The sequence below is a fragment of the Cellulomonas sp. WB94 genome (assembly GCF_003115775.1).
Classification (GTDB): Bacteria; Actinomycetota; Actinomycetes; order Actinomycetales; family Cellulomonadaceae; genus Cellulomonas_A.
The window spans coordinates 87691-110993 of the sequence record NZ_QEES01000001.1; the positions used below are offsets into that span (position 1 = coordinate 87691).

A 23303-nucleotide genomic window follows, 5' to 3' on the forward strand; every position below is an offset into this window, starting at 1 on the left:
CGCCGGCGTCGGCTACCTCGCCGGCGGCCTGCTCTTCGGCATCGCCCTCGTCCGCGCCCGGGTCCTCGCCCGGTGGGCCGCCGCGCTGCTCGCCGTCGGCGCCGTCGCCACCCTGGCGATCCCGCTGCTGCCGCAGGTGAACTTCAGGCTGTTCGCCATTCCCACCGGTGTCGCCCTGGTCGGCCTCGGCTACTCCCTGCGGCGCGAGCAGCGCACCTCGAACGCCCGCGCCGTCGCTTCACAGCCCCAGCCCGTCGGCGCCAAGTGCCATCCACACGGCAGCCCGCCCCACCCGGTCGACACGGTCGACCGGGTGGGTGCCGATCGCGCTCGTCACCCTCGTGGTTATACCGGCCGTCGCCGGGTCGCTGCGCCTGGTCGAGCTGGCGGGCGGCCCGCTGCTCCTGCCGGCGAACCCGCGGATGACTGCGTCTCCCGGCCCCGTCGTCGTCCACGTCCTCAGCGCCGTGACGTTCGCCGTCGTCGGAGCCTTCCAGCTCTCCGCTGCGGCCCGGCGCCGCCATCCCCGCTGGCACCGGGCGGCGGGACGCGTCGTCGTGGTGTCGGGTCTGGCCGTGGCGTCGTCAGCGCTCTGGATGACGATGTTCTACCCGCGCCAGCCCGGGACCGGCGAGCTCGCCTACCTGTTCCGGCTCGCCTTCGGGTCAGGCATGGCCGCGAGCATCGTCCTGGGCTTCACGGCGATCCGCCGGGGTGACGTCGCGCGCCACGAGGCGTGGATGACCCGCGCCTACGCCCTCGCGCTCGGCGCCGGAACTCAGGTGCTCAGCCTGGCCGTCGGCGGTGCGGCCCTCGGTGTCAGCGCGCTCGCCACGGACCTGAGCCTGGGTGCGGGCTGGGCCATCAACCTGGCCGTCGCCGAGCTCGTGATCCGGCGCCGCCGAGCCCGTCAGACCGTCCCGGCACGCGCGAGGGTGCGGCCGTCATGACCCGATCCCCCCAGCGCCGCGCGGCCGCCGGCTACCAGATCCGGGTCGCCGGGCACCTCGACCAGCGCTGGTCAGCGTGGTTCGGCGGCCTCGACCTGACCCGAGAGGACGACGGGACGACGAGCCTGACCGGGTTGGTCTCCGACCAGGCCGAGCTGCACGGGCTGCTGGCGAAGGTCCGCGACCTGGGCGTCGTCCTCATCTCCGTGGCCGTCATCGATCCGCCTACCGGTGCCGACCCCCTGCCCGACGTAGCGGACGCGCACGCAGCGGGCACGCCTCAGGCCCGCGACACCACGTCGCCGAGTGCGCCCACCGGCAGCGGGTACGCCCAGCCTGAGCCGCCGCGCCACCGCAGCGGGAGCACGAGTCGCTCGAGCTCGGCCTGAGCCTCCGCGCCTAGTCGCTCCCAGCAGCCCGGACCGAACCCCCGGCTCGCGCTCTCGGCATCGGTGAGCGGGCGCCCGCACTCGACGCACCGCACGGTGCCATCATCCGAGGGCGTGCGTGCCCACTCCTCGGCGCTGCGAGCACAGAGCCTCTCGGGGCCCTCGTCGATGCTCACGGTCAGCGTGATCTGCTTGTCGAGGTTCGCCGCGAGCAGGAGGAGCGCGACCGCCTCACCGGTCCCCCGGGTCGTGGTCGCCGCGTTGACGCACCGGGACATCCGACCCTCGACGATCTCCGCGCCGTACAGGCGCGCCGGCGGGTCGAGCAGCGGCGTCGTCGCGGCGTCCCAGAACCACCACTGGCCCCGCTCCAGCGACGAGACGGTGCGGCGCGAGCAGACGAGCTGCGAGGTGGTGAGGGCTGCGACGGTCTCCCCGAGGTCGACCACGGCCACGTCGATCACGCACGCTCCACCGAAGCGGTCGGCGGCCTCGATGTGCATCGACCGGAACTGCGCTGGGCGCACGGCGGCGGCCACGGCTCCGATGAGATGACCCCAGTCCCCCGGCCAGCCGCTCACGCCGCGGGACAGCGGCTCGGCGTCGACCGCGAACGGCATCCCTGCGTCGGTCCACGCGGCCGGCAGGGGAAGCGCGGGGCGACCCACCAGCCCGATTCGGCCGTCGTCGAACACGACGCCGGACTGACGCGACCAGACCTCGATCGCCTCACGCACTGCGGCGAGCGGCACCGACTGGTCGACGACCTCGTCGGAGGCGCACCAGGCCCGCGCCAGGTCGTCCACGCCCAGCGGAGCCGCCGAGCTGAGGAGCAGGGCGGGCAAGGTCGCCTCGACGCAGCTGTCGAGGTAGCGCGCGGGGTCCAGCGGGCGGACGCGGGCGGTCGCCGACCCCGCCGGGGGATCCTCGGCCGCCGTCGGGCTCGCATCGACGACGCGCACGCCGCTGGCTGCGTCGACAAGTTCCGGAACATTCTCGAGTGCTGTCACACGTCACCCTCTCCGCTGCCGCAGCGCGCCCGGCCACGCGGTGCCCAGGCGTTGGTCGCCGCTCCACTCGTCACATCGGCCGGTAGTGCGGACGGCTTGACCCCGACGGCGCCCCGTGGGTGGCGAACCGTCACGTGCTCCGCCGCACTTGACCCCGTTTGTGCCGGTCAGCGGCGTATTCGTCCGCTGAGTTCACCCGCCGCACGCTGGCCGACCACTCACCAGCGACCGGGCGGCTGCCGATGGACCTGGTGCCGGTAGGGCCGGCGTGCAGGGCAGAGGAGACGGCAGACCGTGACCGAACGAACGGTGGATCTGGTCGATGAGACCGGGCGGCTCGACGAGGCCGCCATAGAGCCTGGCTCCACGCCTGCGGCCGACCTCGAGCCTGTCGCCATCACCGTGCCGGACGCGCACGCTGAGGACGAGCAGTGGTTCCCCCGGCTGATCGGCGTGCTGATCCTGGGCCTGGCCGGTGCGGGCGCTGTGCTGATGCTGCTCGCGACACTCGCGACCGGGCCGGCCGCGGGGGTCGCACCGACGCAGGGCGTCCTGTTCGGCATCTGGACCTTCCTGTACGCGACCGAGGCACCGACGCCGCGCGTGGCGGTCGCCGCCGTCGGGCTGGCTGTCCTGTTCGCCGCCGGTGTGGCGCTGCTCGAACGGCGCATCACCAACCAGTCGCGCCGTTCCGTCAACATCGGGACCAACCCGCTCGCGCCCAAGCTCGTCATGGCGCGGACCCAGGGTGAGTTCGCCGGCCCCGTCACCGTCACCGTCCTGATCCCCGCGCACAACGAAGAGGCGTCGCTCTCCGCGACGATCGCGTCCCTCGTCGGCCAGTCGCACCGCCCCGAGCGGATCATCGTCGTCGCCGACAACTGCACCGACTCGACCGTCGCGATCGCACGTCGGGCCGGTGTCGAGGTCATCGAGTCCGTCGACAACACCCGGAAGAAGGCCGGCGCGCTGAACCAGGTGCTGCGGCGGATCCTGCCGGAGCAGGGGCACAACGACGTCGTCATGGTCGTGGACGCGGACACCAGGCTGGACGACGGGTTCCTCGAGGCGGCGGTCGCCCGGCTCACCGCCGATCGGGCGCTCATGGCAGTCGGCGGGCTGTTCTACGGAGACGAGGGCGCCGGGCTGCTCGGCCAGTTCCAGCGCAATGAGTACATCCGCTACAGCCGCGAGATCCGACGTCGACGCGGCAAGGTGTTCGTGCTGACCGGGACTGCGTCGCTGTTCCGGCCCGAGGCGCTCCGGACCGTCGCCGGCAGCCGCGGCACCTCGCTCCCCGGCACACCCGGGGACGTGTACGACACCGCTGCCCTGACCGAGGACAACGAGCTCACGATCGCCCTGAAGTCGCTCGGGGCGCTGATGATCTCGCCCGAGCGCTGCACGGTCGTCACCGAGGTCATGCCCACCTGGCGGACGCTGTGGGCTCAGCGGCTGCGGTGGCAGCGCGGGGCGCTGGAGAACCTCGGCGCCTACGGCATGACCCGCAAGACGCTGCGCTACTGGCTCCAGCAGCTCGGCATCGGCTACGGGGTCATCGCCCTCGCCTCCTACTTCGTCCTGATCCTCACCATGCTGCTGTCGATGGACACCTGGGTCTGGTTCCCCTTCTGGATGGGGCTGGGACTCCTGTTCACCGTCGAACGCGTCGTCACGGTGTGGAAGGGAGGGTGGATGGCCCGCCTGCTCGCAGCCACGCTGTTCCCCGAGCTCGTCTTCGCGGCGTTCCTCGACGTCGTCTACGTCAAGGGGGTCCTCGACATCACGCTCGGGCGGCAAGCGAGCTGGAAGCACGTCGAGCATGCGGCACCTGTGGACGGCCTGTCCGCCGTCGTCGGTCCCGCCGACCGTCTGACGGCGGTGTGACGACGATGCTGGACCTCCTCTCCACCGTGGCCGCCGCCGCCGTGCCTCAGGGCCTGCTCTTCCCCGGGTCGGTCGTCCGGTCCGCCCCGTTCCAGGTCCTTGCCGCGTTCGTGGCGATCAACACGTTGGTCTACGGGACCCTCGCCGCCGCGAAAGCGCTCCCCAAGGTCTACGCGCCGGCCTGGTTCGGCGGGCGGAACCGCCGAGCGCAGAACCGCAGCATCTTCCCCGACCCACCGGAACGCGACAGCTGACGAGGCACGGCGCCGCCGGACGTGATCCGGCGACGCCGTGCTCGTCGACTACGGCGCCGCGACCAGGGCCGACACGTACGCGGGGCCGGCAGGGACGCCCCATCCGGTCGTCAGGTCGTAGCCGGACGTGGTCGGGTACCCGGGCACGGGGTCAGGCGTCAGCGCGCCGTCCGCACCGATGTCCCAGACCCGGTTGGTGTCCAGGTGACCGCTGGGCGTCGTTCCGTAGGTGGCCGGGACCACGTCGCTGAACGCCGTGCCCCGCGGGAACCCGGCGGCGTAGATCACGGGGTTGAGGTTGCCGAGCGGCGCCTTGCTCGCAGCGAGGCGCTGCTGGTTGGCCAGCGCGGTGAGGGCGGCGGCCTGCGGGGAGGACGCCGAGGTGCCGCCGTACACGTGCCAGCCGACCCGGCTGACTCCCGGGAAGAACGACGTGTAGACGAGCACGCCGCCGTTGACCGACGAGTTCCACGCGAGGTCGGGCACGCCGCGGTGCGTCCCGACGACGCCCGCGACCGTGTCCTGGTAGGACGGGCGCGGGTAGACGGTCGACAGGCCGCCACCGGTTACCAGGCCCGCCCAGCCCTCGTTGTCGACCGGCTCGGTGCTGCCGCCGTCGTCCCACGCGAAGTAGTCCGGGTTCAGGCTGCCGTCGGCAAGGAACGGGGTGTCGCTGGTCGGGTCCCAGGTCCAGCCGTACTGCAGCTGGGTGCCGCCGACCGACGTGACATACGGCGAGACGTTCGGGTAGGAGACCTGCGGGTCGGGGCTCGTCGCGGTCTGGCGGTGGGCGCGGGTCACGCCGATCGAGCCCGAGTCACCCGACGACGCGAAGAAGGTGTCGCCCTTGGCGACCCCCTTCGCGAACGTCGTGTCGAACCTCGCGAACGCGACCTTGGCGGCCTGCGGGCTCGCGAACGCCGACTCGTCCGTGCCGAAGGACATCGAGAACACGGTGCCCGCCGGGAAGCGGTCGATCGCGGTGTCGATCGCGTTCATGAGGTTGGGCAGACCAGGCACGCCTTGGGTCTCGGCCGGGGGCGTGGCCAGCAGCACGATGTGGGCGGCCGGCGCCAGCGCATACGCCCACTCGACATCCAAGGCGGCCTCGCCCGCCCAGCCGGCCGCGGCCGCCGGTCCGGACTGCGAGCTGCCGTTGCCGTTCACGGTGTCGGTCGGGAGTCCCGGCTCTCCTTGCGGGAACCACTGCTCGATGCTGGGCACCGGGCCACCGAACGACGACGCGAACGTCGCGAGGTCCGCCTCCGCCGTCGGGCTCCCGTAGGAGTCGACGAGGACGATCGTCTGGCCGGCACCTTCAGTGCTGGCCGCGGTCAGCGCGGGCAGCCCGTGCGCGGCGCGGATCTCGTTCGGGCCGTAGCAGTGGTAGTAGGCGTAGGTCTTGACCGGCGCCGGCGACACGCACGCCGGTGGGGTTGCTGTCCCGGTGGGTGTGGCCGGTGTGTCCGGGGCCTCGGCGGCGAACGGTACGACGGCGGGCGAAGCCGCCGGCACACCACCCGACGCAACACCCGCCATGGCCGCGAGGCCGATCACCGTGCCAGAAGCCAGAGCAACGACTGTGCGCATGAGCACTCCCCGATCGGAGTCGATGACGCATCTGCCCGCCCCGGTTGGTCGGGCGACATCACGGACAATACGACTCCCGCAACGGCCCCGAGCGCAACCCCTGGGCCGCCCCCGCTGCTGGCTCCGGTCACGCGGTCCGGTCACGCGGCACGGCTGGCGGCAAGGGGGTCGTCGTCCTGGCGACGCAGCGGTGACGCGCGGTCGACACGCGCGGAGGCCGTCCGCAGCAGGAGCCGGTCAGGCGAGGTCGGCCAGGACCGGCACCGCGGGTGCCACCTGGGTCTGCACCCAGGTGGCCAGGGCGCCCTTCGGCGGCATCACGATGACGCTCTCCACGCCGAGCACCACGTAGGGAGCCATGCGTTCGGCGAACGCGGCTGGGTCGCCCACCATGAGCTCCGGGCCGCCGTCGAGCAGGGTCACCCGGATCTCGGCCGGGTCGCGGCCGACGTCGTCGCAGTGACGGCGCAGGACGTCGAGCTTGTGCGCGATCTCGTCCGGCGAGCTGGGGAACAGGTTGCACGCGTCGCCGTACTGCGCCACCAGCCGGAGCGTCTTGCGCTCACCGGAGCCGCCGATGAGCACCTCGGGGCGGCGGTTCAGTGGCAGCGGGGAGCACAACGTCTCCGCCAGCCTGTAGTGCGTTCCGTCATACGGTCCGTCGTTGTCCGGGTCCCACATCTGCCGGCAGATCTGCAGCGTCTCCTCGAGCCGCTCGAACCGCTCCGCGAGCGGCGGGTACGGCACACCGAGCGCGAGGTGCTCGCGCTCGTACCAGGCCGCTCCGATCCCGAGCGTCGCCCGTCCGCCAGAGAGCACGTCGAGCGTCGCGGCGATCTTGGCGAGCAGGCCTGGGTGCCGGTACGTGACACCGGTGACCAGGACGCCCAGCTGGACCGTCGACGTCAGCCCGGCGAAGTAGCCGAGCGTCGTGTACGCCTCGAGCATCGGGTCCTGGGCCGGGTAGCCGGGCATCTGGAACCAGTGGTCCATCACCGAGAGCCACGAGACCCCACCGGCCTCGACGGCCTCGCAGGTGTCCGCGAGCTCGCGCCGCAGCTGGTTCGGCTCGACGGCGTCGAACCGGAACACGTGCACACCGATGCGCATGGCTGCCCCTGTCGTTCTGCGTCGGCGGATGCTGACCGGTCAAGCGTGGCGCTTCGAGCGCGCTCCAAGTCAACCCCGCAGGGACCGACGTCGACTTCTGCCCCGCACGGACCACACTGAGCTGACCGAGAGGGGTACCCGGATGTTCACCGACACAGAGCTGGCCTACCTCAGGAGCCAGCACCTCGGACGGATCGCGACGCAGAAGCCCGACGGGACCCTGCAGAACAGCCCCGTGGGGTTCCGCTACAACGCCGCCGAAGGCACCATCGACATCGGCGGGTTCCACCTGGAAGACAGCCGCAAGTACCGCAACGTCGCCGCGAACGGGCGGGTTGCGTTCGTCGTCGACGACCTGGTGTCGGTCCAGCCGTGGCGTGTGCGTTGCGTCGAGATCCGCGGCCGCGCCGAGGTGCTCCCCACGCACGGCACCCGACCGGCGCTGATCCGGATCCACCCTGAGCGCATCATCAGCTTCGGCATCGAGGAACCCGACACCGAGGCGCACAGCCTGAGCGTCAATGCGCGCGACGTGCGCTGACACGTCCGCCGCCGTCGGTCCGGGGCACTTCGGACCGTGACTGCTGGGCATCGACGAGGGTGAGGAGCTCACGCAGGCTGGCCTCGGCGTCCCACCGCCCTGGACTGTCGGCGCCGTCCCACTCCCCCGTCTCGTCTCGGGCCCAGCGCGCCCAGCGGAGAACGGCGAGCTCCTGCTCCAGCTGGAGGCGCATGGTGAGCGCACTGAGGTGCAGGCGTTGCGGAAACGCGAACTCCTCCAGCGACGCCCGCGCCATCGCAGCCAGGGCGTCGACGCGCTGTGCGGACTCGTCCTCGATCCGGCCCAGGGTGCCCTCCAGCTGGGTCAGCGTTCCGGCGTCCGCGAAGAACACCTTCACGAGCGCGGCGAACTCCAGGCCGCGCGGCTCCGGGGGTTCAGTGAGCCAGCGCGCCAGGGCATCGGTGCCGGCATCGGTGATCGCGTAGACCGTTCGCGGTCGCTTTCCGGTCGCCTCGACCGTGGCCGTGGCCAGCCCTGCGGCGACGAGCAGCTTGGGCTCGTCGTAGAGCGTGCGTTCGGCGCGCGGCCAGAACCAGTGGAGGCTGCGCTGCACCTGCTTCGCCAGCTCATAGGTCGTCCACGGTCGCAGCCGCAGCAACCCGAGCAACGCGTACGACGTGGTGCTACCGGAGAAGGGCATGAACCATCTTGACATGCTGCACAGTGCAGTATCTAGAGTGATACTGCAAAGGACAGCATCAGAGAGGATGCCCACCATGCAGACCACCCCGACCCCGCTCGCCGCCACCCTGCTCGGCACCGGTGAGCCTGCCGTCGTCCTCGTCCCCGGCTGGTGCGGGGACCGGAGCGTGTTCGACGACCTCGTCGCCGGCCTCGGTTCACGGCGACGAGCCCTCTCGCTCGACCTGCCGGCTCACGGCGACTCGCCGGACACCGGCGGCGACTTCACCACCGACGACGTCATCGACTCGGTCGTCGCCGCGCTCGACGACGCCAGGATCGACCAGGTGGTCCCGGTCCTGCTGTCGCACGCCGGCTGGGCCGGCATCGGCCTGCGCCGTCGGCTCGGTGCCCGCGTGCCTGGGCTGGTGTTCCTGGACTGGATGGTCCTGGGCACGCCGCCCGGCTTCGCGGACGCGCTCTCCGGTATCCAGTCCCCCGCCTGGGCGCAGGTGCGTGCGGGTCTGGCAGGCATGTGGACGAGCGGCCTGGACAACGCCCGCCTGCTCGCCTACGTGGCCTCCATGGCCGGCTACGGCCGGGCCCACTGGGCCCGCGCCGGCCGGGAGATCTCCGCCGGCTTCGCCGAGCACCCGGTACCCCTGGCCGCGGTCGAGGCGCTCCAGCCGTGCCAGGCGCTGCACCTGTACGCACAGCCGTCCGACGACGCGGTCCTTCGAGGGCAGGAGGAGTACTCCCGAGCGCACCCCTGGTTCAGGGTCGAGCGACTGGACGCCCGCAGCCACTTCCCGATGTTCGAGGACGCGGGCACGATCGTGGAGAGGATCGAGCGCTTCGTGAGGACCCTGGGATGACCCTGCTGGCGGTGGTCGCGCACCCCGACGACGAGACCTTCGGGTGCGGCTCGGTGCTGCTGCACGCCGCCGAGCGCACGCGGACCGTCGTCGTCTGCGCAACCCGCGGAGAGAAGGGTGAGAACGAGGCGGGCCGGCAGCAGCCTGCCGGCGGGCTGGCGTCCGTGCGCGAGGCGGAGCTGCGCGCCGCGGCGTCCGTCCTCGGTGTCGCTCAGGTCGAGGTGCTCGACCTTCACGACTCCGGAATGAGCGGGACGCCGCCGCCTGGCTCGCTGTGCGCGACGCCACTGGCAGAGCTCGTCCCGCACCTTCGCGACGTCATCGCTCGCCACCGGCCATCCGTCGTGGTGACCCTTGACGGCGACGACGGGCACCGCGACCACCAGCGCGTCCGGGACGCGGTGCTGGCAGCTGCCGATCCCGCCCTTCCGGTCTACCTCTCCTGCCTGCCCCGCTCCCTGATGCACGAGTGGCTGCGGTACCGGGCCGAGGACGGTTCGGGTTCGTCCTACGCGGACCTGCCCGAGATCGGCACCCCCGACGGGGAGATCACGACCGTCATCGACACCAGCCCGCACTACGCCACCCGACTCGCGGCGATCGCGCAGCACCGCTCCCAGACCTCACCCTTTCGACGTCCTGCCCGAGGACCTGCGCCAGCGGTTCCTGGCGTCCGGCCACCTGCGCCGGGTCCAGCCGCCCTGGGAAGGGGGGCCTGTGGAGGCCGACCTTCTCGGTCTCGGCACACCCGCCGCTGCCTCCCAGCTTCAGCCGTAGCCGCCGCGTCGGGCCGAGGACGGCGCGCATCCGACGACCGACGTCAGCGACCCCGGGTGCCGTCGAGGGCCTCGCGCAGCAGGTCCGCGTGGCCGTTGTGGCGCGCGTACTCGCCGATCAGGTGCACGTAGACCATCCGGACCGACATCACGTCGCCGCGCACGTCGATCTCGTGGGCGAACGGCACGGCCGAGGCGGCGGCGTCGGCCTGCCGCCACTCCTGGCGCAGCCCCAAGAGCTCCGTCTCCGCTCCCGACGCGTCGACGTCCTGGAAGTCGCTCGGGTCACCGGGGCCGCCGAACAGCGCCGGGACCTCCTGACGCGCGACCCGCTGCCGCAGCCAGACGCGCTCGACCTTCGCCAGGTGACGTACCAGACCGAGCAGCGACAGCTCCGACGTCGGCACGGGCCGCGCGGCGAGCTGCTCCGCCGTGAGACCCGCACAGATGTTGAGGAACGTCGAGCGCTGCCAGGCGAGGAAGCCCTCGAGGATGTGTCGGTCGTCGCCGGTCATCGGCCCGTCGACCGGATCGGGGGCAGCGGAGGTCCAGGTCATCGAGCCATCCTGCCTGCCGCGTGGCCCACGCGACATCCGCGCCGTGGAGCCGGGTGACGAGCGCCACCTCGTGGATTCAGCGCGGCGCGACGGATCAGCCGGCGGAGAGGCTCGACTCGCGGACGACGAGCTCCGGCTGGAACACGATGTGCTGCGGGGCTGCACCGGCGGTGCTGTCGGCCAGCAGCAGGTCCGCGGCGCGGTACCCGAGCTCGTACTTCGGCCGGCGTACGGAGGTCAGCGGTGTGGCGAGCTCGCTGGCGATGTCGATGTCGTCGTAGCCGACGAGTGCCGTGCGACGCAGGAGCTCCGGGCCTCCGGTGAGGCGCAGGGCGCGCTGGACTCCGATCGCGACGAGGTCGTTGACGCACAGCACCGCGGGCGGGGGTTCGCCGTGGCCGGCGTCGAGCAGGCGCCGGATCGCCGCGTCGCCGCCGGCGGCGTTGAGGGTCGGCAGCAGCACCTCGCGCAGCACGACGTCGGGGTCGAGCCCGGCCTCCTTGACGGCCCGGCGGGCACCCGCGGCACGGTCCCGGCACTGCAGGATCGTGTGCGGGCCGTTGAGGAACGTGAGCCGGTCGTGTCCCTGCTGGAGCAGGTGACCGGCGGCCATGGCTCCGCCTGCCTGGTCGTCGACCGAGACCGACGGGATGGCGTCGGTGGGCGACGGCGAGTCCACCAGCACCACGCGCACCCCGCGGGCCATCGGCGCGAGGAGGTGCGCGACGTCGGGAGTGCTGGCGACCACGAGGAGACCGACGACCCCGTGCTCCTCGAAGAGCCGCACGTACCGGGCCTCACGCTCCAGGTCGTCGTCGGTGCTGGCCAGCATCAGCGTGTGGTCATCGAGCGAGAGGCGGTCCTCGATGCCGCGGGCGACCTCGGTGAAGAAGGGGTTGGCGATGTCCAGCAGGAGGGCGCCGACCGTGGTGATCGTGCCCGCCCGCAGCCGCCGCGCACTGCCGTTGGGGACGAAGGACAGGTCGGCGATCGCCGCGAGCACCCGCTCCCGGGTCGCCGGGGCGACGACCTCGGGGCGGTTGAGGACGTTGGAGACCGTCCCGACCGCGACGCCTGCGCGCTTCGCGACATCACTGACGGAAGCACGCCGGACATGGGAGGCGACGGTCACGGTTGAATCCTTGCATGTCGTCCAGGCGCGCCCAGGGACGCGGGTCGACCGCACCACTGGGCGCGGTCGACCCGCAGGATCAGGGAAGCCGCGCGCCTTCGGGGATCACGATGTCGGCCAGCCGCAGGATGTTCGGCGTGCCGATGGCCAGGGCGCCGGCCAGGACCTGCGCGTTCGCCTCCACGGCCACCGCGACCTTGAACGCACCGGCAAGGTCCTCCCCGACCGAGAGCAGGCCGTGGTTGGCCCACACGACGGCGTTCACCTGGGAGCCCATCGCCTCGGCGCTGCGCGCGCCGAACTCCGAGTTGGTCGAGAACTCGAACGGCATCACAGGCACCGGGCCCTTGGCGTACAGGACCATGTTGAGCAGCACGGGGTCGATGGTCCGGCCCACGGCGCCGAACACGTTCACGTACGGCGACTCGGTGTGCACGATCGCGTTGACGTCGGGCCGGGCCCGGTAGTGCGCCAGGTGGACGTCCGTCTCCGTGGACGGGAAGAGGTCACCCTCGATGACCACCCCGTCGTAGCCGATGACGACCATCTGCTCGGGCGCGAGCACGTCGTAGCGCACCCCGGAAGGGGTGATGACGATCGCGTCGTGCTCGGGCAGCCGGGCAGAGATGTTGCCCTGGGTGTTGAAGTTCAGGCCGGTGCGCACCGACTCCAGGCACCAGTACAGGATCTCCTCGCGCAGCTGGGTGCTTGCCAGGCTCATGTCAGTCTCACCTTCTGTGTGGTCGTGCGATGTGGATTGCGGGGTGCGTGCAGCCGGTCGGCCGCATCGGCCCAGACGTGCGGGTCGCCGCCGGGCTGGTGGAAGCGCAGGGGCTGGGTCGAGGCCAGCAGCGCCCTCAGCTCCGGCAGGCCGCCGGCGATGGCGCCGAGGGCGCGGGCCTGGACGAGCGCGTTGCCCAGGGCAGCTGCCTCCGTCGGGCCGGCGACGACCGGGAGTCGGCATGCGTCCGCCGTGAGCTGGCACAGGAGCGCGTTCTGCGAGCCGCCACCCACGACGTGCACGACGCGCACCTCGCGGCCCGACAGCTCCTGCAGGCGGGCGATCGAGCGCCGGTAGGCCAACGCGAGGCTGTCGAGGATGCACCGCACCACCTGCGCCGGGGTCTGCGGCACGGGCCCGTGCTCGCCCGCGGCGCGAGCGATGCGACCGGGCATGTCGCCCGGGGCGAGGAACTGCTCGTCGTCGGCGTCCACGAGCCACGTCGCGACCGGCTCGGCGCCGGCGCGGCCCAGGAGCTCGTCGAGCGGCACGGACTCACCGCGCGACGCCCAGTGCCGCTGGCACTCCTGCAGCATCCACAGGCCCATGGTGTTGCGCAGGTACCGCACGGTCCCGTCGACGCCGAGCTCGTTCGTGGCGTTCGCCTCGCGGCTCGCGTCGGTCAGGACCGGTGCGTCCAGCTCGAGGCCCACGAGCGACCACGTGCCGCACGAGATGTAGGCGAAGTCCGGGTTCTGCGCCGGCACGCCCACGACCGCGGACGCGGTGTCGTGCGAGCCGACGGCGACCACCGGGGTCCCCGGGTCGATGCCCGTCCGCCTCGCGACGTCGGGCAGCACGCCCCCGATCACGGTGCCCGGCTCGACGGCCACGGGGAACAGCTCGAGGGGCAGCCCGAGGTGCGCGACGAGCTCCGGGTCCCACGCTCGGCGGGTCGCGTCGAACAGCTGGGTCGTCGAGGCGTTGGTCACCTCGGCCGACTCCACACCCGTCAACCAGTAGGCCAGCAGGTCGGGGATCATCAGCAGACGCCGGGCCGCCGCCAGCTGGGCCGAGCCCCTGCTCGCGGTCAGCTGGCCGAGGGTGTTGAAGCGCTGCTGCTGCAGTCCCGTCGTCCGGTAGACCGCGGCCGCGTCGAGCTCGGAACCAAGCCGCTCGAGGATGCCCACCGTGCGGTCGTCGCGGTAGTGGACAGGGTTGCCCAGCAGCCGCCCATCAGCGCCGAGCAGGCCGTAGTCGACGGCCCAGGAGTCGATCGCGATCGCGTCCACGGGCCCCGCGAGGCGGGCCCGCCGCAGACCGTGCTCGATGCCGTGCATGAGGCGCAGGACGTCCCAGTGCATCGTCCCGGCCACGGTCACGGGCTCGTTCGGGAAGCGGTGCTCCTCGACGGCCTCCAGGATGCCGGGCCCGACGCGGACGGAGATCACGCGCCCGCTGGAGGCACCCAGGTCGATCGCGACGACGCGCGTGGTCGGGGTCATGGCGTGGACTCACGCGCCCCAGCCGGCCTGGGTGCCACCGATGCGGTCCGCGGCAACCTTCTCGGCATACCCGCTCGCCTTGAACGCGACGATCGGGTCGGGGTCGAGGCCCTGTGCGACGCGGAGGTCCGCCAGCAGCGGGCGCACATCAGTGTTGTACGCGTCCATGAACGTCCCGTTCGCGCCGAGCACGTCACCGGACAGCTGGGCGGCGGTCAGGGCCTCGGCGTCGACGAGCAGCGCCTTGGCGGTGGCCTCCTGGATGTTCATGATCGAGCGGATCTGGCCCTGGATCTTGGGCTCGATGTTGTGGTTCTGGTCGAGCATGAAGCTGACCCCGGAGTCCGGCGCGAGAGCCCCGTTCGAGACGATCTCGTGCATGATCCGGAACAGCTGGAAGGGGTCCGCCGAGCCGACCATCATGTCGTCGTCGGCGTAGAACCGGGAGTTGAAGTCGAAGGCTCCCAGCCGCCCGGCCCGCAGCAGCTGGGCGACGATGAACTCGATGTTGGTGTTCGGGGCATGGTGCCCGGTGTCGAGCACGACCATGGCTCGCTCCCCCAGCGCCATGCAGTGCAGCAGCGAGGTGCCCCAGTCGGGGATGTCCATCGTGTACGTGTAGGGCTCGAAGAACTTGTACTCCAGGATCAGGCGCTGGTCCGGGTCGAGGGCCGCGTAGATCGTCGCCAGGCTCTCGGCGAGACGGTCCTGGCGGGCCATGATCGAGTCCTGACCTGGGTAGTTCGTGCCGTCGGGCAGCCAGATCTTCAGGTCCCGGGACCCGGTCGCGCGCATGATGTCGATGCACTCGAGGTGGTGGGCGACGGCCTTGGCCCGGATCCGCGGCTCGGCGTGGGTCAGCGAGCCGAGCATGTACTCGTCGTCCTGGAAGAGGTTGGAGTTGATGGCTCCGACGGCCACGCCGTTGTCCTTCGCGTGGCGCGCCAGGTCGTCGTAGTCCTCGACCTTGTCCCACGGGATGTGCAGCGACACGCGCGGGGCGATCCCGGTGTACAGGTTGACCTGGCCGGCGTCGGCGATCTTCTCGTACGGGTCGCGCGGCACCCCGGCCTGGGCGAAGACCTTGAACCGGGTCCCCGAGTTGCCGAAGGCCCACGACGGCACCTCGATCGTCTGGGCGCGCAGCGCGGCGGTGGCAGCGGCGATGCGTGCGGGTGTGGAGTCGGTGAGGGTCATGGTGGTGCTCTTTCGGTCGGGGGTCGGGGTGCGGGTGCGGGGTGCGACGGTGCAGCCGGCGGAGCTCAGCGCAGCGAGGTGACGGGAGCGGCGTCCATGTCGTCGAAGGACTGGTTCTCCCCCGCCATCGCCCACACGAACGAGTACGCGGCGGATCCGACGCCGGAGTGCAGCGACCAGGACGGCGAGATGACAGCCTGGCGGTCGGCGACCACGAGGTGCCGGGTCTCGGTCGGCTGGCCCATCAGGTGGATCACGCGGGCGTCGGCCGGCACGTCGAAGTACAGGTAGCACTCGGTGCGACGGTCGTGGGTGTGGGCAGGCATCGTGTTCCACATCGACCCGGGGTGCAGCTGCGTGACCCCCATGACGATCTGGCAGGACCGGATCCCGTTGGCGTGGATGTACTGGTTCAGGGTCCGCCGGTTGCTGGTGAGCTGGTCGCCCAGCTCACGCACCGTGCCCTGACCCTGGAGCACCAGCTGGGTCGGGTGGGTGGTGTGGGCCGGCGCGCTGAACAGGTAGAACTGCGCCCCCCCGGCGTCCTCACCCGCCGGGGCGTCGGCGAACACGATGTCCCGGGTGCCGCGGCCGATGTACAGGCACGCCCCGTGCGGCAGGGTGAACGTCTCGCCGTCCGCGGTGACCGTGCCGGCGCCGCCGACGTTGACGATGCCGAGCTCACGGTTGGCGAGGAAGTACTCGGCCCGGAGCTCGTCGAAGGTCGGCAGCGCGAGCTGCTGGCCCGCGGGCACCGCGCCGCCGAGCACGATCCGGTCGTGGTGCGTGTAGACGACGTTGACCTCGCCGGGGGCGAACACCGTCTCGACGAGGAACCGCTGGCGGAGCGCCTCGGTGTCGAACGTCGGGAGCTGGTCCGGGCTGGTTGCGTAGCGCTGTTCCATGGGTGGTTCTCCAGTTCGTGGTGCAGGGGGTCCAGGCGGGGTGTTCAGCGGACCAGCCAACCGCCGTCGACGGGGATGATCGCGCCGTTCAGGTAGTCCGACGCGGGCGAGGCCAGGAAGACGAACGTGCCCTGCAGGTCGGCGGGGGTGCCCCAGCGACCGGCGGGGATGCGGTCGAGGATCGACTTCTCGCGGGCCTCGTCGGCACGGATCGGTGCGGTGTTGTCGGTGGCCATGTACCCGGGGGCGATCGCGTTGACGTTCACGCCGCGGGCGGCGAGCTCGTTGGCGAACGACTTGGTGATCCCCGCGACGGCGTGCTTGCTCGCCGCGTACCCCGGCACGAGGATCCCGCCCTGGAACGCCAGCATCGACGCGATGTTGATGATCTTGCCGCCGCCCTGAGCCACGTACCGCCGGGCCGCGGACTGCGACAGGTGGAACACCGCGTCCAGGTTGATGGCGAGCACGTCGTCCCAGTCGGACGCCGGGTGCTCGAGCAACGGCGCCCTGCGGATGATCCCGGCGTTGTTGACCAGGACGTCGATCCGCCCGAGCTCGTCCACGACGGATTGGATCGCAGCATCCATCTCGGTCGGGGTGGCGGCGATCAGGTCGAGCTCGATCATGTGCGTCCTGCGGCCGAGGGCCTGGACCTTCGCGGCTGTCTCGTCCGCGTGGGTCCGGTCGAGCAGCGCGATGTCCGCGCCCGCCTCGGCGAAGGCCAGTGCCGCACCCTGCCCCAGGCCGCGCGACGAACCGGTGACCAGGGCGACCTTGCCGTCGAGTCGGAACGAGTCAAGGATCATGAGGTTTCCTCCATCGAGACGAATGTCGTCGTGAGCTCGCCGAGCCCGGTGACCCGGACGGTCACCGTGTCCCCGTGGGCGAGCGGAACGTGGGCGGCCTGAGCCTCGGCGGACCGGGCGGGGGTCCCGGTCGAGATGATGTCCCCGGGCTGGAGCGTGATGACCTGGGACAGGTAGTGCACGAGGAACGCGACGCCGAAGACCATCGCGTCGGTGCTCGCCAGCACCGTCACGACCCCGTCGCGCTCGACCTCCATCTGCCGACCGGGCAGGTCGGGCACCTCGTCGGTCGTGACGACCCAGGGGCCGAGCGGGCCGAAGCCGTCGACGCTCTTGCCCAGGGCCCACTGGCTCGCGCGGTTCTGCCAGCCGCGGTCGGACACGTCGTTGAACAGCGTGTACCCGGCGACGTGCGCCATCGCGTCGGCCTCGTCGACGTCCCGGGCCGTCCGGCCGATCACGACGGCGATCTCGCCCTCGTAGTCGACGTCGGTCGCGGCCCGCGGCATGACCACCTGGTCGCGCGGACCGTTGATCGTGTTCGGCGTCTTGATGAAGACGTTCGGGTAGGGCGGCGCCTCCGGGCCCAGACCCGCCTCGGAGTGGCCCGCGTAGTTGTACCCGAGGCACAGGATCTTGCCGGGCCGCACCGGCGGAGCGAGCCGCACGTCGGCCAGCAGGGGCAGGAGCGCACCGTCGGCCCGGCCGACCGCGGCGCGCGCGGCGGCGAGCGCCGCGTCGTCAGCCAGCAGCTCCGCGAGGGTCGCGCACCCGGTGATCGCTCCCAGGTCCAGGACCCGGTCGACGCCGTCCTGTCCTGCCACGACCGCCCCGGGCCGTTCCTGCCCGTCGACCTCAACGCTGACAAGTCGCATGCTCTCTCCTCCGTGCTCTCGTTCGATCGCGATCGGGGACCGGACCCGAAGGGACCGGCCGCCCGCCGCCGACTCCGTAGTAGGTGCGGGCCGGCACTCGGCCAGGTACAGGATCGCCATGGCCTGGCCGTACGGCATCGAGGTGCGCGGGATCGCGCGGTAGAAGCCCGGGTACGACCCTATGCCGGTGCCGAACGACGACCGCTGCAGCCCGCCGTCGTCGGACACGTTCGCGATGCTCGCCTCGACGGCCTTCTCAGCGACCGGCGCGTACGTCGCATCGAGGTACCCCTTGGCGCACCCTGCTGACGGACCCCTCGTCGTATGTCGAGGCGTCCGCCACGGCGGGCTTCGCCTACGGGATCCTCAAGGCGGTGTCGCTGCCGGGGCGGGTGAGATGTGTCGAGGCTGGTGCATCACCCGGCACCTCGGCGACCCCGCTCTCGGGCCCTGCCGCTCGACGTCGGCACCCCAACGCCGCGGGAGAGCCTGTCGAGTGCCCATACGCTTGGTCGCAGGTCAGGCAACGGGAGGCAGCAGCTGATGGCGGAGTCGTCGCATGGGAGCACCTCGCCCGTCGAGAGCGTGGACCGGGCGTTGCTCGTCCTGGACGCACTCGCACGCGCGGGGGCGACCGGCGTGGGGCTGGCCGAGCTGGCCGCGGCCCTCGACCTGAACAAGTCGACGCTCCACCGTGCGCTGGCGGCTCTGAGCTTCCGCGGCTTCGTCACGCAGGACCGGTCGTCGGGCGCGTACCTGCTGGGGCCGTCAGCGATCCAGCTCGCCGAGCGCTACTTCGGCGACGAGAACCTCGCGGTGATGCTGCACCCGGCGCTCGTCGCCCTGTGCGGCGCGGTCGACGAGCTGGTGCACCTGGGCGTCCTCAGCGGGACGCAGGTGATCTACCTGGACAAGGTCGAGCCCGAACGCTCCGTGCGGGTCTGGTCGGCCGTCGGCCGGAGGCGTCAGGCGATCTCCACCGCGCTCGGCCGGGCGTTGCTGGCCTACCGGGGCACCGACCGACGGGCGCTGGCGGGGTACCTGGTCGCGGCCGACGGCGGGGTGACCGACGACGCGTCCGCCGACCGCGCATGGCTCGCGATGCAGCGGGCCGTCGAGCGCGGCTACGCGATCGAGGCCCAGGAGAACGAGCCGGGGATCAGCTGCATCGCGGTCCCGCTGCTGCGTCAGGGGGCCGCGATCGGCGCGGTGAGCATCACGGCACCCGCGGAGCGGATGGACGCGGAGCGGATCACCTGGCTGCACGAGCAGATGACCCGGGTGCTGCCACCGCTGCTCCCCGCGACCCTCAGCCTGCCGTAGGGCCGCCGGGCGGCGCGTCCGCACAGCGGACTCGCTCCGACGGCGAAGCAGTGCTGGACTGCCTGAGGGCATCGCGGCCTCGCCGTGTCATGATGGTTCCCGTGAGTGATACGTCAGTTTCCCCTAGCGAAACGGAGTCCGTCATGGACGTCCTGTCCGCCCTGAGCGCCGCCCGCCTCGTGCCCGTCGTCGTGCTCGACGACGCCGCCGACGCCGATGCCTTGGCCGGTGCACTGGTCGCCGGTGGCCTGCCCGTCGCCGAGGTCACATTCCGCACCGCTGCAGCGCTGGACTCGATGCGCGCCATGTCGGCCCGCGGCGACATCCTGGTCGGCGCCGGGACGGTCCTCACCGTCGCACAGGTCGACCAGGCCGTGGCGGCAGGCGCCAGCTACATCGTCTCCCCCGGCCTGTCCCGCGCCGTCGTCGAGCGGTGCCAGGAGCTGGGCGTCCTCGCGCTGCCCGGTGCGGTCACCGCCACCGAGATCCAGGCCGCCCTCGAGCTGGGCCTGACGACGGTGAAGTTCTTCCCCGCCGGGACCTCCGGAGGCGCACCCGCGATCTCAGCCCTCTCGGCACCGTTCGGCGGGCTCCGGTTCGTGCCCACCGGCGGCGTCGGCCCCACGAACCTCGGCAACTACCTCGCGATCCCCGCAGTCACCGCCGTCGGCGGCTCGTGGATGTGCCCGCGCGACCTCGTCACCGGGGGCCAGTTCGACCGCATCACCACGCTCACGGCCGGAGCCGTCGCGCTCGCCCGGTCGCTGACGACCGCGACGGCTCTGTAGCCCCGCGACCTGCCCGCCCGTCCCGCGACCCCACCGACGAAGGACCCTGCGATGACCGACCTGCGTATCCGCCCCGCCTCCGAGTGCCGCTTCGACGCCGTGTCCCTCGGTGAGGTGATGCTCAGGCTCGACCCGGGCGAGGGTCGCATCCGCACCGCCCGGTCGTTCCGGGCCTGGGAGGGTGGCGGCGAGTACAACGTGGCCCGCGGCCTGCGCCGCGCCTTCGGGCTGCGCACGGCCGTGGTGACGGCGCTCGCCGACAACGAGATCGGCCGGCTCGTCGAGGACATGATCCTCGCCGGCGGCGTCGACCCCTCGTTCATCTCGTGGGTCCCCTACGACGGCATCGGCCGATCGGTGCGCAACGGGATCAACTTCACCGAGCGCGGGTTCGGGGTCCGTGGAGCGCTCGGCGTGTCCGATCGCGGCCACACTGCGGTCTCGCAGATCAAGCCCGGCGACGTGGACTGGGACCACCTCTTCGGTGAGCTCGGCGTCCGGTGGTTCCACACCGGCGGCATCTTCGCTGCCCTGTCGGAGTCGGCAGCGGCGACAGTGATCGAGGCCGTCACGGCGGCCAAGCGGCACGGGACCGTCGTCTCCTACGACCTGAACTACCGCCCGAGCCTGTGGAAGGCGATCGGTGGGCAGGCCAAGGCCCAGCAGGTCAACCGCGAGATCGCCCCGTTCATCGACGTGATGATCGGCAACGAGGAGGACTTCACCGCGTCCCTGGGCTTCGAGGTCGAAGGCACCGACGAGAACCTCTCGGCGCTCCAGGTCGACACGTTCGCCGCGATGATCGCCACCGCCGCGGCGGCCTACCCGAACTTCCAGGTCATCGCCACCACGATGCGCACCGTCCGGTCGGCCTCCATCAACGACTGGGGCGCGATCGCGTGGTCGCCGTCGACCGGCGTCGTGCAGGCCACCCACCGCGAGCGCCTCGAGATCCTCGACCGTGTCGGCGGGGGCGACTCGTTCGCCTCCGGGCTGATCTACGGCCTGCTCGACGGCCAGCCCCTGGCCACAGCCGTCGAGTACGGCGCAGCCCATGGCGCGCTCGCGATGACGACCCCCGGCGACACCACGATGGCCACCAAGGCCGAGGTGCTCAAGCTCGCTGCCGGGGGTGGTGCGCGCGTCGACCGCTAGGTCCGGTCAACGCCGCTCGCCGGCCAGGTCCACGCTCCGACCAGGTGGCGTCATCCCTCGCGGGGGCCTGGCTCACGTGCCGTGAGGTGCGAACCCGCCACCGACCTCACCTCCGGCGGTCCACCCGGAACACGGGACAGGCGGCCGCCACCGCCGCCACCTCGCGCAACAACATGTTTGCCGGGCTGTTCGGCGAGGACATCGGGGTGAAGCTCGGTCCTGCGGGTCTGGCCGAGCTGGCCGGGCTGCCCGGAAGTGGACCGTTCGGTCCCGCGGAGCGTCCGATGAGCGGCTTCTGGTCCCTTCCGGCAGAGCTGCCCGACGCGGAGAAGGCGAGCTGGCTGGCGCGGGCGCGCGACCACGTCGGCACGCTGCCACCGAAGGTCAGGAGGGCGCGATGAAGGTCATGACCGAGGTCAGTGCGATCGTCGAGCCCGGGCAGGAGGCTGACCTCCTCGACGGGTTCCGACGACTGCTCGCCGAGCCCAGACCGGACGGGCTGGAGCGAACGGAGCTGCTCCGAGGACGCGACGGCGCCTGGCGGGTCCAGACGCTGTGGCGTGACCAGGTGGCGCTCGACCAGATGCGTGCCGCTCCGGAACCCCCTGCGGCTCCCCGGCTGTTCCGGCAGGTCGGGGCGGATCCCGTCCTGGAGGTGTTCCGCGTCGAGGCGAGCACCACCGACGAGACCTAGTTGTCCTCTCAGCGCGCGGACCAGCCCGACCACCGGTGCACGGACACGACGATCACGGCTCCGTCCGGGCGCACGTCCCGGTACTGCGAGTACCGCGCGACGAGGCGCTCGATCCCCTCGTCGCGCACGGGGCCGTCGTGCGCCAGGGCGGCCGTCCCGTCGGCTCTGGCCCACCACAGGCGGGCCCAGTCCGAGGCGTACTCGTCGACGAGCAGGCTCACCGCCGGCCGCCGCGCGATGTTGTGCAGCCGTCGCAGCGCCGTGGTGCGCTTGGGCTTGTGGTCGACGGCGATCACGATCGTGTCCGCGGCGAGCGCGAAGGTCACCGGGACCAGGTGCGGTGAGGCGTCGTCGTTGACGGTCGCGAGGTAGGCGTGGTCCGCCAGACCGAAGCGTCGGCGGCACTCGTGCGGCTCCATGCCCGAGGATGCCCCCGCAGCTCGGTGTCCGCAGCCCGGCGCGCACGCTCGTTCGCCGCTCCCCCGTCAACTCACCGCGGCGCCATGACGAGCAGTGCGCCCGGTTCGACCTCGGCGCAGCGCCGCGTCCTCGTCGAGCGGGATGCCCAGGTTGCGCCCGAGGAGGTTGCCGGTGCCAGCGGGGATGAGCGCGACGGGCACCCCGCTCCCCGACAACTCGGCGCAGACCGTGCGCGCCGTGCCGTCGCCTCCGGCCACCAGGACGCGGTCGACGCCCTGGGCCAACGCGTAGCGCGTCATCTCTCGGCCCGGGTCGTCTCGATGCGTCTCCAGCCACAGCGGAGAGTCCCAGCCACTTCGTGCCATCGCGAACGCGACGCGTCGCCGGAAGAGGTCGAGGTCGAGGATCTTCGTCGGGTTGTAGATCACCGCAGCGCGCCCTGCCGCCTCGGGCGGAAGCTCGTGCAGCCGCCACGCGCGGGTGGTCGCCTCGACGCCGCTGGCCCAGAGCGCTCCGGACGCCACGGTCACGCCCAGCAGGACGCCTCCGATCAGGTCGGTGCCGTGCTGCGCGCCCATCGCCCACTGGTCGGTGCCGACACAGCCGACCAGGAAGGTCCCGAGGACGCGCCGCTTCCACTGGGACCGTGACGACGTGCGCTGCACGTTCGCGAGGGTCACGACGACCCACGTCAGGATCGTGGTAGCGACCATGTGCCCGGCAGGGAACGCCGAACCCGTCGCCGAGACCGAGTCCGCGAACACGGAGGCCGGTCGGGGTCGGCCGACCAGGGCGCGCTGCAGCTCCCACAGCGGGACGCCGAGCGCGGCGACCACCAGCGCCAGCGTGAGTCGTCGCTGCCGCTGCTTCCACGAGCGCAGAGCGAGGGCGAGGGTGACCGCGAGCACCGCGTAGGGGTGGCTGACGAGCGCGAAGGCCTCGGCAGCCTGACCGGGTATCGAGCGCGGTGTCATCGACGGCGGCGCGAGCCGCGGGTCGACGACGCGTGCTGCCGCTCCCCCGATGACCGCGACCGTCCAGACGCCGTACAGCGCGAGCGAGCGAGGACGACCGCCAGCTCCTGGGGCCGACGGGCACCCGTCACTGTCGCTGCCGGGACGGCACGCGTGTCGAGGTGGTCGTGCGCGTCGTGGTGCACCCCGGTCAGGTGCGCCTGCGCGGCGTCGTTCGTCACGGT

25 protein-coding genes and 1 pseudogene are annotated in these 23303 nt (G+C 71.9%); 11 read left to right on the plus strand and 15 right to left on the minus strand.

All coding sequences use genetic code 11. The features are described 5' to 3' along the window. Positions 1-317 precede the first annotated feature (317 nt). The gene (locus tag DDP54_RS00430; protein WP_109130067.1) at positions 318-950 is read left to right on the plus strand and encodes a DUF2306 domain-containing protein; all 633 of its coding nucleotides are present in this window, start codon (positions 318-320) and stop codon (positions 948-950) included. After that, positions 947-1339, plus strand: a complete 393-nt coding sequence (locus DDP54_RS18870; RefSeq protein WP_347338485.1) for a hypothetical protein — start codon at positions 947-949, stop codon at positions 1337-1339. The genes DDP54_RS00430 and DDP54_RS18870 overlap by 4 nt, the downstream gene beginning before the upstream one ends. Here the strand turns inward: DDP54_RS18870 and DDP54_RS17900 are convergent. Next, positions 1231-2349, minus strand: coding sequence for a DUF6011 domain-containing protein (locus tag DDP54_RS17900; RefSeq protein ID WP_146192318.1), 1119 nt, complete (start codon positions 2347-2349; stop codon positions 1231-1233). The genes DDP54_RS18870 and DDP54_RS17900 overlap by 109 nt on opposite strands. 294 nt (positions 2350-2643) lie before the next feature. Between DDP54_RS17900 and DDP54_RS00445 the strand changes: the two genes are divergently transcribed. Beyond that, positions 2644-4236, plus strand: coding sequence for a glycosyltransferase family 2 protein (locus DDP54_RS00445; protein ID WP_242448126.1), 1593 nt, complete (start codon positions 2644-2646; stop codon positions 4234-4236). A 5-nt stretch (positions 4237-4241) separates the two neighbouring features. Further along, positions 4242-4490 (plus strand): hypothetical protein, encoded by a 249-nt coding sequence (locus DDP54_RS00450; RefSeq protein ID WP_242448144.1) that lies wholly within the window; start codon positions 4242-4244, stop codon positions 4488-4490. A 48-nt stretch (positions 4491-4538) separates the two neighbouring features. Here the strand turns inward: DDP54_RS00450 and DDP54_RS00455 are convergent, their stop codons facing one another. Together DDP54_RS00455 and DDP54_RS00460 are read right to left on the minus strand one after the other, a co-directional pair. Further along, positions 4539-6080, minus strand: a complete 1542-nt coding sequence (locus tag DDP54_RS00455) for a S53 family peptidase (RefSeq protein ID WP_146192319.1) — start codon at positions 6078-6080, stop codon at positions 4539-4541. A 237-nt stretch (positions 6081-6317) separates the two neighbouring features. Then, entirely contained in the window at positions 6318-7190 is an 873-nt protein-coding gene (locus tag DDP54_RS00460) for an LLM class F420-dependent oxidoreductase (protein ID WP_109130070.1), read from the minus strand. Between the two features lie 142 nt (positions 7191-7332). On the opposite strand from DDP54_RS00460, the gene DDP54_RS00465 reads away from it, so the two are divergent. Continuing rightward, entirely contained in the window at positions 7333-7731 is a 399-nt protein-coding gene (locus tag DDP54_RS00465) for a PPOX class F420-dependent oxidoreductase (protein ID WP_109130071.1), read from the plus strand. Here the strand turns inward: DDP54_RS00465 and DDP54_RS00470 are convergent. Further along, entirely contained in the window at positions 7709-8392 is a 684-nt protein-coding gene (locus DDP54_RS00470; protein WP_109130072.1) for a helix-turn-helix transcriptional regulator, read from the minus strand. The two genes, DDP54_RS00465 and DDP54_RS00470, sit on opposite strands and share 23 nt — an antisense overlap. Before the next feature lie 76 nt (positions 8393-8468). Here DDP54_RS00470 and DDP54_RS00475 point away from each other — a divergent pair, with 76 nt between their 5' ends. Continuing rightward, complete coding sequence (locus tag DDP54_RS00475; RefSeq protein ID WP_158274420.1) at positions 8469-9248, plus strand: alpha/beta hydrolase; 780 nt, start codon at positions 8469-8471, stop codon at positions 9246-9248. Between the two features lie 820 nt (positions 9249-10068). On the opposite strand, the gene DDP54_RS00485 is transcribed toward DDP54_RS00475, so the two are convergent. From DDP54_RS00485 to DDP54_RS18785, 9 genes and pseudogenes are all read right to left on the minus strand, one after another. Further along, positions 10069-10581 carry a DinB family protein gene (locus DDP54_RS00485; RefSeq protein WP_109130075.1) on the minus strand — a complete coding sequence of 171 codons (513 nt, stop codon included), beginning with the start codon at positions 10579-10581 and terminating at the stop codon, positions 10069-10071. A gap of 94 nt (positions 10582-10675) precedes the next feature. Further along, on the minus strand, positions 10676-11713 hold the full coding sequence (locus DDP54_RS00490; RefSeq protein WP_109130076.1) for a LacI family DNA-binding transcriptional regulator: 1038 nt from the start codon (positions 11711-11713) through the stop codon (positions 10676-10678). Between the two features lie 79 nt (positions 11714-11792). Next, entirely contained in the window at positions 11793-12434 is a 642-nt protein-coding gene (locus DDP54_RS00495) for a class II aldolase/adducin family protein (RefSeq protein WP_109130077.1), read from the minus strand. Beyond that, positions 12431-13939, minus strand: a complete 1509-nt coding sequence (locus tag DDP54_RS00500; RefSeq protein ID WP_109130078.1) for a rhamnulokinase family protein — start codon at positions 13937-13939, stop codon at positions 12431-12433. Before DDP54_RS00500 ends, DDP54_RS00495 begins: the two co-directional genes overlap by 4 nt. Before the next feature lie 9 nt (positions 13940-13948). Beyond that, positions 13949-15136, minus strand: a complete 1188-nt coding sequence (gene rhaI, locus DDP54_RS00505) for an L-rhamnose isomerase (protein WP_109130079.1) — start codon at positions 15134-15136, stop codon at positions 13949-13951. A gap of 65 nt (positions 15137-15201) precedes the next feature. Next, on the minus strand, positions 15202-16041 hold the full coding sequence (gene kduI, locus DDP54_RS00510; RefSeq protein ID WP_109130080.1) for a 5-dehydro-4-deoxy-D-glucuronate isomerase: 840 nt from the start codon (positions 16039-16041) through the stop codon (positions 15202-15204). Between the two features lie 44 nt (positions 16042-16085). Further along, on the minus strand, positions 16086-16850 hold the full coding sequence (kduD, locus tag DDP54_RS00515) for a 2-dehydro-3-deoxy-D-gluconate 5-dehydrogenase KduD (RefSeq protein ID WP_109130081.1): 765 nt from the start codon (positions 16848-16850) through the stop codon (positions 16086-16088). Then, positions 16847-17845 carry a fumarylacetoacetate hydrolase family protein gene (locus tag DDP54_RS00520; protein ID WP_347338487.1) on the minus strand — a complete coding sequence of 333 codons (999 nt, stop codon included), beginning with the start codon at positions 17843-17845 and terminating at the stop codon, positions 16847-16849. The genes kduD and DDP54_RS00520 overlap by 4 nt, the downstream gene beginning before the upstream one ends. Further along, positions 17831-18016: pseudogene (locus tag DDP54_RS18785) on the minus strand (glycoside hydrolase family 88 protein); the annotation flags it as partial. The pseudogene DDP54_RS18785 and the gene DDP54_RS00520, both read right to left, overlap by 15 nt. Before the next feature lie 252 nt (positions 18017-18268). Between DDP54_RS18785 and DDP54_RS00525 the strand changes: the two are divergent. The 5 genes from DDP54_RS00525 to DDP54_RS00545 all read left to right on the plus strand — a co-directional run bounded on the left by DDP54_RS00525 (position 18269) and on the right by DDP54_RS00545 (position 21685). After that, a complete protein-coding gene (locus tag DDP54_RS00525) occupies positions 18269-19048 on the plus strand; it encodes an IclR family transcriptional regulator (RefSeq protein WP_109130083.1) in 780 nt (259 codons plus the stop codon). A 143-nt stretch (positions 19049-19191) separates the two neighbouring features. Beyond that, a complete protein-coding gene (eda, locus tag DDP54_RS00530) occupies positions 19192-19836 on the plus strand; it encodes a bifunctional 4-hydroxy-2-oxoglutarate aldolase/2-dehydro-3-deoxy-phosphogluconate aldolase (RefSeq protein WP_109130084.1) in 645 nt (214 codons plus the stop codon). Between the two features lie 51 nt (positions 19837-19887). After that, a complete protein-coding gene (locus tag DDP54_RS00535) occupies positions 19888-20991 on the plus strand; it encodes a sugar kinase (protein WP_109130085.1) in 1104 nt (367 codons plus the stop codon). 173 nt (positions 20992-21164) lie between these two features. Beyond that, positions 21165-21392, plus strand: coding sequence for a hypothetical protein (locus DDP54_RS17905; RefSeq protein WP_146192320.1), 228 nt, complete (start codon positions 21165-21167; stop codon positions 21390-21392). Continuing rightward, positions 21389-21685 carry a hypothetical protein gene (locus DDP54_RS00545; RefSeq protein ID WP_109130087.1) on the plus strand — a complete coding sequence of 99 codons (297 nt, stop codon included), beginning with the start codon at positions 21389-21391 and terminating at the stop codon, positions 21683-21685. The genes DDP54_RS17905 and DDP54_RS00545 overlap by 4 nt, the downstream gene beginning before the upstream one ends. Before the next feature lie 8 nt (positions 21686-21693). Here DDP54_RS00545 and DDP54_RS00550 read toward each other — a convergent pair whose 3' ends face one another. After that, the gene (locus DDP54_RS00550) at positions 21694-22104 is read right to left on the minus strand and encodes a TIGR03668 family PPOX class F420-dependent oxidoreductase (protein WP_109130088.1); all 411 of its coding nucleotides are present in this window, start codon (positions 22102-22104) and stop codon (positions 21694-21696) included. A 66-nt stretch (positions 22105-22170) separates the two neighbouring features. Then, positions 22171-23079, minus strand: coding sequence for a diacylglycerol kinase family protein (locus tag DDP54_RS00555; protein ID WP_109130089.1), 909 nt, complete (start codon positions 23077-23079; stop codon positions 22171-22173). Positions 23080-23303 lie beyond the last annotated feature (224 nt).